The 9,770-nt window shown below is 41.4% G+C and carries 10 protein-coding genes; 6 read left to right on the plus strand and 4 right to left on the minus strand.

The window, feature by feature from the left end; translation table 11 throughout:
• Positions 1–185: 185 nt before the first annotated feature.
• On the plus strand, positions 186–332 hold the full coding sequence (locus tag AC075J_RS08195) for a hypothetical protein (RefSeq protein ID WP_242859363.1): 147 nt from the start codon (positions 186–188) through the stop codon (positions 330–332).
• Between the two features lie 458 nt (positions 333–790).
• Here the strand turns inward: AC075J_RS08195 and AC075J_RS08200 are convergent, their stop codons facing one another.
• Positions 791–1,828 carry a helix-turn-helix domain-containing protein gene (locus AC075J_RS08200; RefSeq protein WP_055199734.1) on the minus strand — a complete coding sequence of 346 codons (1,038 nt, stop codon included), beginning with the start codon at positions 1,826–1,828 and terminating at the stop codon, positions 791–793.
• 270 nt (positions 1,829–2,098) lie between these two features.
• Between AC075J_RS08200 and AC075J_RS08205 the strand changes: the two genes are divergently transcribed.
• From AC075J_RS08205 to AC075J_RS08215, 3 genes are all read left to right on the plus strand, one after another.
• A complete protein-coding gene (locus AC075J_RS08205) occupies positions 2,099–3,109 on the plus strand; it encodes an ABC transporter substrate-binding protein (RefSeq protein WP_055199733.1) in 1,011 nt (336 codons plus the stop codon).
• Positions 3,110–3,515: 406 nt separating this feature from the next.
• On the plus strand, positions 3,516–4,628 hold the full coding sequence (locus tag AC075J_RS08210) for an ABC transporter ATP-binding protein (protein ID WP_008706080.1): 1,113 nt from the start codon (positions 3,516–3,518) through the stop codon (positions 4,626–4,628).
• Positions 4,629–4,772: 144 nt separating this feature from the next.
• Positions 4,773–5,861 carry a PucR family transcriptional regulator gene (locus AC075J_RS08215; protein ID WP_008706081.1) on the plus strand — a complete coding sequence of 363 codons (1,089 nt, stop codon included), beginning with the start codon at positions 4,773–4,775 and terminating at the stop codon, positions 5,859–5,861.
• 189 nt (positions 5,862–6,050) lie between these two features.
• On the opposite strand, the gene AC075J_RS08220 is transcribed toward AC075J_RS08215, so the two are convergent.
• From AC075J_RS08220 to modA, 3 genes are read right to left on the minus strand one after another with little or no spacing between them, the layout of a single operon-like run.
• Complete coding sequence (locus AC075J_RS08220) at positions 6,051–7,109, minus strand: sulfate/molybdate ABC transporter ATP-binding protein (RefSeq protein WP_055151037.1); 1,059 nt, start codon at positions 7,107–7,109, stop codon at positions 6,051–6,053.
• Positions 7,109–7,804, minus strand: a complete 696-nt coding sequence (gene modB, locus AC075J_RS08225) for a molybdate ABC transporter permease subunit (RefSeq protein ID WP_022380219.1) — start codon at positions 7,802–7,804, stop codon at positions 7,109–7,111. The genes AC075J_RS08220 and modB overlap by 1 nt, the downstream gene beginning before the upstream one ends.
• Positions 7,805–7,806: 2 nt before the next feature.
• Positions 7,807–8,706, minus strand: a complete 900-nt coding sequence (gene modA / locus AC075J_RS08230) for a molybdate ABC transporter substrate-binding protein (RefSeq protein ID WP_055199741.1) — start codon at positions 8,704–8,706, stop codon at positions 7,807–7,809.
• Between the two features lie 378 nt (positions 8,707–9,084).
• Here modA and AC075J_RS08235 point away from each other — a divergent pair, with 378 nt between their 5' ends.
• Both AC075J_RS08235 and AC075J_RS08240 read left to right on the plus strand, forming a co-directional pair.
• On the plus strand, positions 9,085–9,297 hold the full coding sequence (locus AC075J_RS08235; RefSeq protein ID WP_008706085.1) for a TOBE domain-containing protein: 213 nt from the start codon (positions 9,085–9,087) through the stop codon (positions 9,295–9,297).
• On the plus strand, positions 9,290–9,770 hold a 481-nt coding region (locus AC075J_RS08240), incomplete at its 3' end, for a helix-turn-helix domain-containing protein (RefSeq protein ID WP_476390236.1). The genes AC075J_RS08235 and AC075J_RS08240, both read left to right, overlap by 8 nt.

Here is a 9,770-nt window from a genome sequence, read left to right on the forward strand (position 1 = left end):
ATGTGCAATTCATCCCATCACCTATAGGACGCCACTGAAAAACTATTTTTATACACATTATATAGTAGATTAAAACAAATAAAAACACTTTATATTGTACTGCTTTATGCAAAATAAAGACTTTTTCAGTGGCGTCCCTATAGAGGTGAGGGAATTCTTGCTACGGTTGTTAAAGGAGTATCTGCATGAAAAATAAAAAATGGATCACGCTGGCAGCTGCCGTTGTGCTTGCTGTGACTTCACTTCCTGTGACAGCATTTGCAGAGAAAAAAGACAGCACAGATGATAAGATGCTTACAAAAATCACTTTAAATAGCGCGGAGAATCTATAAAAGAAGTGGCGGAAATACCAGCAATGATATTTCCGCCGTTTTTACAACTCTGAATATCCTATCCAGAGCTACTTTGTGTTCATAGTATATGTTTTACAATCAAGTTTTATGAAATGTAAAAAGGAACTCGTCCAGAGCCCCTTTCCTTTGAATAAGTAATAATATCTTTCTCACTCCGGAAAAAGACTTCTTTGTACTTATATAATACTGGTTCAATTACTCCTTGTCAATATCTATTTTTATCTTTGTAATGTGTTCTGTCAAAGAAAGTTACTGTTCACATGATAGTATATTTATTGTTTACAAGTTGGTAGGTTCCGGTTATTATAAATCTAAGATTATTTGAGGTGTTAAAAGAGATGCAGGAGCCGCGACGCCTGCCAAATAATTTCTTTCATCTATAAATGCTCTGTTCCGAATGGATAGAGCTTTTTATTTTGCAATAAACATAATCAGAATCAATACTTTGCTAATAGTTTTTTCCAGGGTTTATAGCCTTTCATATAAGCAAAGTCTTCTTCATTTTGGAAGCCTGCAATCAGTTCTTTTTTCATTTCTTCAGCATATGGATTTTCTGCGTCTTGAAATTTTATATGTTTATATAATCTTGATTTCTGAAAATCACAGATTGTATCGACATTTTCCAGCAGTTGTTTTACTACATTAAAAGTACCTTCTACATTTTGTTCTGCTACCACAACATTAAACATTGTTGCGCATTCACTGTATTTTCCCATCTCAAAAACACCTGCTAATGCACACATTTTCTCGGCCAGGAACCTTGCGGATTTATGATCTTTCTTGTCAAGAGCTTTTGTGATCATCATGCCAAAGGCAAGATTCAAAGTAGTATACTCTGAAAGAATTATATTTTCCAGCTTTTCATATGCTTCTTCTGTTTTTTCCTGTTCCATGTATAATTGTCCAAGTTTTAGTTTTTTCATGGGATCATAGTCGGAAAAATAATTCAGATATTTTTCTGCCATTTCATAATTCCCTTTTCGCAAGTAGAATCCGAACAGAGAATCTGCCGCATGGTGCTGGATTTTTTCATCCTTGTCATTTAGTGCTATTTCGTACCAGAAATTAATCTGTTCGTCGTACTTATCGGGGTGCTCACACTGACCTATGATTCTTCGCGAGTCAAGCATCACCGCCACCTGCCAGATTAGCATGTTGCAGTTAGGGTAATCTTTTATGATATTTACTGCCCATTGATAGGTTTTTTCGTAACCTTCTACCGAAAACATTTTGTCCATTTCTTGAATAAGTTCTGTAATTTCAACGTCTGTCAGATTTTCATGAAAAGACAATAGGGTATCAAGGGAAATATGTAGCAGCCTTGCAATAGGTGCTAACAGTTCAATATCTGGATTGGAGTTCCCGTTCTCCCATTTATTCACCGCTGGGGTAGTTACTCCTAAGCGGTTTGCCATTTCCTCCTGGGTGAAACCAGACACTTTTCTATATTTTTTTATCACACTTCCAATATTCATCCTAATTCTCTCCTGATTGAAATTTCAAAAGCTTTTGTGATTAAATCATAGCATGATTGGAAATTGGACACAATTGAATTGTTGTTAAATAAAATTCATATTTTTTAACTAATGGGAAAGTTGATCGTGATTAGCAGTTGATTTTGGGGGCATATCCTAACAAAAGGAATCATGGAGGCTGTGTTTTGCGATACTTTGTATGTCCCCCCTGGTCACCAATTAATTAATTATGCATACTCTAACAGAAGAAGTCGGTAAAGGAGTATCTGCATGAAAAATAAAAAATGGATTTCACTGGCGACAGCAGTCGTTCTGGCGGTGACTGCACTGCCGCTGGGAGTATTTGCTGCAAAGAAAGATGAGGCGAAGCTTGCAAAAGTTACCTTAAATGAAGTAGCCCATTCCATCTTTTATGCACCGCAGTATGTGGCAATCGAAGAGGGATATTTTAAAGATGAGGGGCTTGATATGACGCTTATAACTGGCTTTGGGGCAGATAAAACTATGACTGCCGTCATATCCGGCGAGGCGGATATCGGATTTATGGGAGCAGAAGCATCTATCTATGCCTATCAGGAAGGAGCTACTGATCCTGTTGTAAACTTTGCACAGCTTACCCAACGGGCCGGAAATTTCCTTGTGGCAAGAGAAGAAATGCCGGATTTTAAATGGGAAGATCTGAAGGGCAGGAAAGTTCTTGGCGGACGCAAAGGTGGCATGCCGGAAATGGTATTTGAATATATTCTGAAGCAGAATGGCCTTGACCCTCAGAAAGATCTGTCTATTGACCAGAGCATTGACTTCGGCGCTACTGCGGCTGCTTTTACAGGAGATGATTCGGCAGATTTCACTGTAGAATTTGAGCCGTCTGCTACTGCTCTTGAAAAGCAGGGCGCTGGGTATGTCGTAGCATCCCTTGGTGTTGACTCCGGCTATGTGCCTTATACCTCCTACAGTGCCAAAACCAGCTATATGGAAAAAAATCCTGATATCATGCAGAAATTCACTGATGCTCTGCAGAAAGGTATGGACTACGTTCAGAGCCATACTCCAGAGGAGATTGCAGAAGTAATCGAGCCACAGTTCCCTGAAACAGATCTGGATACCATCACAGCCATTGTAAAACGTTATTACGATCAGGACACCTGGAAAGAAAATCTGGTGTTCGGGCAGGATGGTTTTGAACTGCTGCAGGATATCCTGGAAGATGCAGGTGAACTGAAAGAACGTACACCGTATGCAGAACTGGTCAACACAGAATTTGCGCAAAATGCTTCCTGATGATTTGCCTTCTCTGATCCTCCTGTAATTTTAGCCCGATATTCGTGTCTTCTCATCCGTTCCTTCATATTGTCAGAGATTTTTGACTTGATTCAGCCAAACCATAATCTTATATATACTTTGAGTAACAGGTAGTAAAAAAGAACCATATTTTAACTCCAATTTTGAGAAACGCAGACAGAATTTCGTCATTTTGTCCTGCGTTTTTCTCATGCCTTTTGACAGTTTGACGGAATCCCCGAATACTGATTCCGGCTTTTCGTCAGAATGACAAGAAACGAAAAAAATCTTTGTACGATTCTTCCCTAGCCATCCCCCCTCCTTTTCGCTATACTGTCTACAGATGAAAAAAACGAGTAATCAATCAGCAAAAACAATATGAAATAATTTTGGAGGAATAATAATCATGGCAAGCTTATCATTACAGCACATTAACAAAACTTACCCAAATGGTTTCCAGGCAGTTAAAGATTTCAATCTGGAGATCGAAGATAAAGAATTCATCATTTTCGTAGGACCTTCAGGATGTGGTAAATCTACTACACTTCGTATGATTGCCGGTCTGGAAGAAATTTCCGGCGGTACATTAAAGATTGGTGACAAAGTTATGAACGATGTAGAGCCTAAAGACCGTGATATCGCAATGGTATTCCAGAACTACGCTCTGTATCCTCATATGACAGTATATGATAACATGGCATTCGGACTTAAACTTCGTAAAGTTCCGAAAGACCAGATTGATAAAGCAGTTCGTGAAGCTGCAAGAATCCTTGACCTTGAGAAACTTCTTGATCGTAAACCGAAGGCTCTTTCCGGTGGTCAGAGACAGCGTGTTGCTATGGGACGTGCTATCGTACGTAATCCTAAGGTATTCCTTATGGATGAGCCTCTTTCCAACCTGGATGCTAAACTTCGTGTACAGATGCGTATCGAGATTTCCAAGATCCACCAGAGACTGGGTGCTACAATCATCTATGTAACACATGACCAGACAGAGGCTATGACTCTTGGTACCAGAATCGTTGTTATGAAAGACGGTGTTGTTCAGCAGGTAGATACACCTCAGAACCTGTATCAGAAACCAGGCAACTTATTCGTTGCAGGATTCATGGGATCTCCGCAGATGAACTTCCTTGACGCTGTTATCTCCGAAAAAGGTGGCAACCTTATCGCTAAAGTTGGCGAGCATGAACTGGTTATCCCAGCTGCTAAAGCAAAAGCTCTTAAAGATGGCGGCTATGTAGGTAAAACAGTTGTTCTCGGTATCCGTCCGGAAGATATCCATGATTCCCAGATGTTCATCGAAGCTTCTCCAAGCGCACCGATGACATCCGTAGTTAAAGTTTACGAGCTTCTCGGAGCTGAAGTATTCTTATACTTCGATGTAAACGGAACTCAGGTTACAGCACGAGTTGATCCTCGTACAACAGCTAAGACCGGTGATCCGATCAAATTCGCATTCGATATGGAAAAATCTCATTTCTTTGATAAAGAAACAGAACTTACAATCTGCAACTAATTTTCAGGAATCTTTAATAAACCCGGGGAGTTTTCCCCGGGTTTTTATGTTATAATATAGAATTGGCTGCCTGATTACTTCGATCAGACAATTTGCAAGGATTGCTATAAGCTGACTCATACCCCAAAAGAAAGGATTGACCTAATGAAAATACAACAGATTTTACAGAAATGCCTGACAGACTGGAAGAATATCAGCCAGATTGATTTCTGTCTGCTGGATTCTGATAACCATATCTTTCTCTCTACCTGTGATAAAAAACTTCCTGCAGAATCAAAACTGGAAGAATTTCGCCAAAGCAGTGCCCTGTGTGTTTCCAATACAAGCTGCTGCCTGTATAAGATCATGGAGAACCATTCCATCTCCTATATTCTGATCGTATGGGGAAAAGCAGAAAGTACTGCTACCATCGGAGAGCTGGCTGTATGCCAGGTACAGAGTCTCCTGGCTGCCTATGCAGAGAAAAGCGACAAGAATACCTTTATGCAGAATCTTCTCCTTGGTAGTTATTCTGATGTAGATGCCTTTAACTGCGCCAAGAAACTGCACATTGCAACTTCTGTTCAGCGTGCCGTATTTCTTGTGGAAACCAAACAGACCAAGGATGAGAACGCTCTCGCTACGATCCGGAATATTTTCTCTGCCCGTACCAGAGATTTCATCACAGCTATTGATGATACAGGGATTATCATCATCAGAGAATTACAGTCTACAGAAACTTATGAGGATCTGGAATCAATTGCATATATGCTTGTAGATATGTTAAATACAGAAGCAATGACTTCCGCATGGGTTGCCTACAGTAATCTGGCAGAGGATATTTCCAGGCTTCCAGACGCATACAAGGAAGCACATACAGCCCTTGAAGTAGGCAAGATTTTCTACGCAGATAAAAATGTATTCGGATATAACCAGCTTGGAATCGGCAGACTAATCTACCAGCTTCCTGTTTCCATATGTGAAATGTTTATCGACGAGATCTTCAAAGAGGAAACTCTGGATTCTATTGACGAAGAAACCCTGATCACCATCCGTACCTTCTTTGAAAATAACCTGAATCTCTCCGAGACTTCCAGACAGCTTTATGTACACAGAAATACTCTGGTGTACCGCTTTGAGAAGCTGCAGAGAAAATTCGGACTGGATATCCGTGCGTTTGAGGATGCATTAACATTTAAACTGGCGATGATGGTTGTGGACTACATAAAATATTCTAAGAATCATCCGTCATAGATTTCTCAGACAATTTGATAACATCCATCTGCGTGATCAAACCGGCAGACTCTTACAGCTACGTGGCTACGCGATTCTACACCGAATAACTGCTCCGCAGGGACTTACTTGATTCGGTTAAAAAAGCGTTATATCTTCACCAGAAATCTCTGTTGAAAATACAACGCTTTTTATTATTTCTTATATATTCTATTTCGCTTCTTTCAGCAGCATCAGATGCTCTTCCGGAAAATGAATATATTTCGGAACTTTTGCACGCGGATCTTCCTCAAAATTTCCTTTGGGACACATCCACCAGACCGGCTGACAGTCTCCGCCTTTCTTGTTCTTCAGTAAATACTGATGTTCAAAGGTCGTTTCAATATATTCCACAACTTCCACTTCCATGTGGTTCTCTCCGCCTTCAGATGCACCTTTCATCCAGTGACCGCGGATTCCCACATGCGTAACATCATCCGGCACCACATCTTTGGTCTGCAGCATCAGATCCCAGTCCACTGCATAAATACTGTGTTTTCCCATTTTCTGTACAGTTGAGAAATTTTTACACCCTGTCAGTCTGGCTGCCTGCAGAATACCAGGTCGTTCAAAGAGTTTCTTGGTTTCTCCTGTAGTAAGTGCCTGACCGCTGTCCAGAATTGTCAGATGTCCGCAGAACTTGTAAGCCTCATCACGGCTGTGAGTGACCAGAATCATATCACCTGTGTACTCATTAAGAAAGTTCTGCATATCACGCTGCATGATATCTTTCAGATATCCATCCAGTGCTGAGAACGGTTCATCCAGAAGGATGACTTCCGGTTCTCCGATCATCATTCGTGCCAGTGCGACACGCTGCTGCTGACCTCCGGAAAGCTGGCCCGGATAACGCTTCTCCAGCCCGTTAAGCTGATAACGCTCTATGTAATCTGCCACTTTTGCCTTAAGCTGTTTCTTATCCCCTCTGTATCCGCATGCGATATTCTTCTCTACAGTCATGGTAGGAAAAAGTGCATAGTTCTGAAAAAGATAGCCGACCTTCCTCTCCTGCGGTTTAAGATTGATTTTCTTTTCTGAATCAAAAAGAACTTTATCATTTACAACAATTCTTCCTGAGTCCGGTGTCTGGATTCCTGCAATACAGCGCAGAGTCATACTTTTTCCGCTTCCGGATGCTCCAAGGATCCCCATTGGAGAACCATCACTCTCCAGCTTTACTTTCAGAGTGAAGCCATGAAGTTTCTTCTCAATATCCACACTGATTGCCATTACATCCACCTGCCCATCTTCATTCCCTTACCGGAAACGATATTGATCGCCGCAACGATCACAAATGAAATGATCAAGATCACAACTACCCAGAAACCGGCCATGCCATAATTTCCTGCCGCAGTCTCCGAAGCAATGGCAACGGAAACGGTTCTGGTCTTGCCAAGAATGTTTCCTGCGAGCATGGATGTAGCACCGTATTCTCCGATTGCTCTGGCAAAGGCAAGGACTGTACCGGATGCGATTCCGGGTCCTGCTGTCGGCATGACAACTGTCCAGAAGATTCTTCTGTCACTCATGCCAAGTGTCTTGCCTGCTGCGATCAGATTCACATCCACCTGTTCAAATGCAGCGCGTGCATTTCGATACATCAGTGGAAACGCAATTACAGATGCTGCGATCACGCAGCCCTTCCAGGTCTGTACGATCTTAATGTCAAAATTATCCAGCAGAAATGCCCCAAACGGACGTCTCAGACTGAACAGCAAAAGCAGAATGAAACCGGCCACTGTTGGGGGAAGTACCAGAGGCATGGTCAGGATACCATCCAGTATGCCTCTGGAAACAGGTTTCATCTTCATCACCAGTCTCGCAAAGAATATTCCCAGAAAGAACGCGATCACAGTAGCCGCGAAACCTGTTTTCAGAGAAATCCATAAAGGACTCCAGTTTATTTCTGCCAGAAATTCACTCATTCTTATTTAGCTTCCTCTGTTGTCTCTGTCTCAGCATTTGTTTCTGTGTCATCTGTTTCTTCTGTTGTTTCTGCATCTTTATCATCTGTTTCGGAAGCATCATCTGCTTTGTATGCTGTAAAGCCATATTTCTCAAACACTTTCATAGCGTCATCAGATTTGATGTACTCAAGAAATGCTTCTGCAGCTGCTGTATCATCTTCAGATGCCTCTTTGTCTTCGATAAGGCCTACCGGATAGCGAACAGGTGTCTTCAGTGCATCTGCCGGAGCTTCTGCGATAACGTCTACTTTATCTGCAACGGAAGCTGCATCTGTAGCATAAACGATACCGATCTCATTACTTCCTTCACTTACTGCAGCAAGAACTTCAGATACATTTTTACCTTCATTGATTTCCATCTTATTTACTTCATCTGTAATTCCAAGATTGTCGAAAATTTCTCTGGAATACTGTCCAACAGGAACGCTGTCACCTGCAAGTGCGATGTTGGCTGCATCTGTGATGTTCTCGAATCCTGTAACTTTTGTTTCCCCATCCTTAGGTTTGATCAGAACGACTTTGTTCTCAAGGATATCTTCTACAGTATCTTTCTTAGCCAGATTTTCGTCTATCAGAGCATTCATCTGTTTATCAGCTGCTGAGAAAAAGATATCACAGCGTGCGCCTTCTTCGATCTGTGTCTGTAATGTACCTGAGCTGTCTGCATTGTAGAGGATTTCAACATCAGGATATGTCTCATTGAAGTCTTTCTGGATTTCTTCCATTGCATTGCTTAAGCTTGCTGCGATGAATGTGTTGACTTCACCTTTTAAATCTGTATCTGCTGCGAAAACTCCTGTGCTGAACATTCCTGCACTCAGTACTCCTGCCATCATTGCTGCAATTAATTTCTTTCTCATATTTTTACCGCCTTTCATTTAGTTTCGTTTTGTTTTATTCAGTTTTGTTTCCTTTTGTATCTATTGTACAAAACTTTTGTATTCTTGTCAATTTTATTTGTATATGTTATCATGTAAATGATAAAAGGTCGAAAGCCTTATTTTTACCGGCAAAAACAACTTTCCGGCCTTTGATCGGGTATCAGATAAATCGTTACTGTTCACTCCGTTCTCAGTAACGCAGCCAAAATTCATTCCAGATTGCCTGTGGCAATGGAATTTTGGCTTGTATGTCTCGGGATTTTGGCATATCCATGCCAAAACACCTCGCGGGATAGTGGAGTGTGAACAGTAACGATAAATCTATAGAAAAAAATAATAAACAGTGAGGTAATTATCATGAAATTAAGTGCACGTAATCAGTTAAAAGGGAAAGTAGTAAGTATCAATAACGGAGCTGTAAACTCCATCGTTTCTATTGATATCGGCGGTGGAAACATTATCACAGCAACCATCTCCTGTGCAGCAGTTGAAGAATTAAACCTGAAAGTAGGTTCTGATGCTTATGCAGTGATCAAGGCTACTAATGTCATGGTAGGTATTGATGAATAAACTTTACACAGCTCAGGAGGTCGCAGACCGTCTGAAGATCAAAAAGACAACGGTCTATGAACTTATCAAGCGCGGTGAGCTGGAATCTTCCAAAATCGGAAAACAACTCAGGGTCAGCGAAGAGCAGTTGACACAGTATCTTAACAGAAGCAGTTCCGGCAATTCCGGAAGCGGGCAGGATATTCCATACACTTCTGTTAATTTTGAACCTGAGAGCTCTCTGCTGAAGAGAGATTATCTGCTTCATTCCAGTGGTATCATTTTAGGCGGCCAGACTTCTGCCGCCCTGGAGCTTCTTCTCGGCAAAATGTCCGCTCATCCTGATGGCCTTCCTGTCCTGCAGTCTCATATGAATGACTATAACGGACTTTATTCCCTGTATTTCGAAAAGGCACATATCGCTGCTACCAGTCTGGATATAGATGATATCCGTCACCTGGTTCCCGGAATCCCGCTGATACTTCTTTCTTTAT

It is taken from the genome of Blautia sp. ZXY-1-C6 (assembly GCF_056339875.1).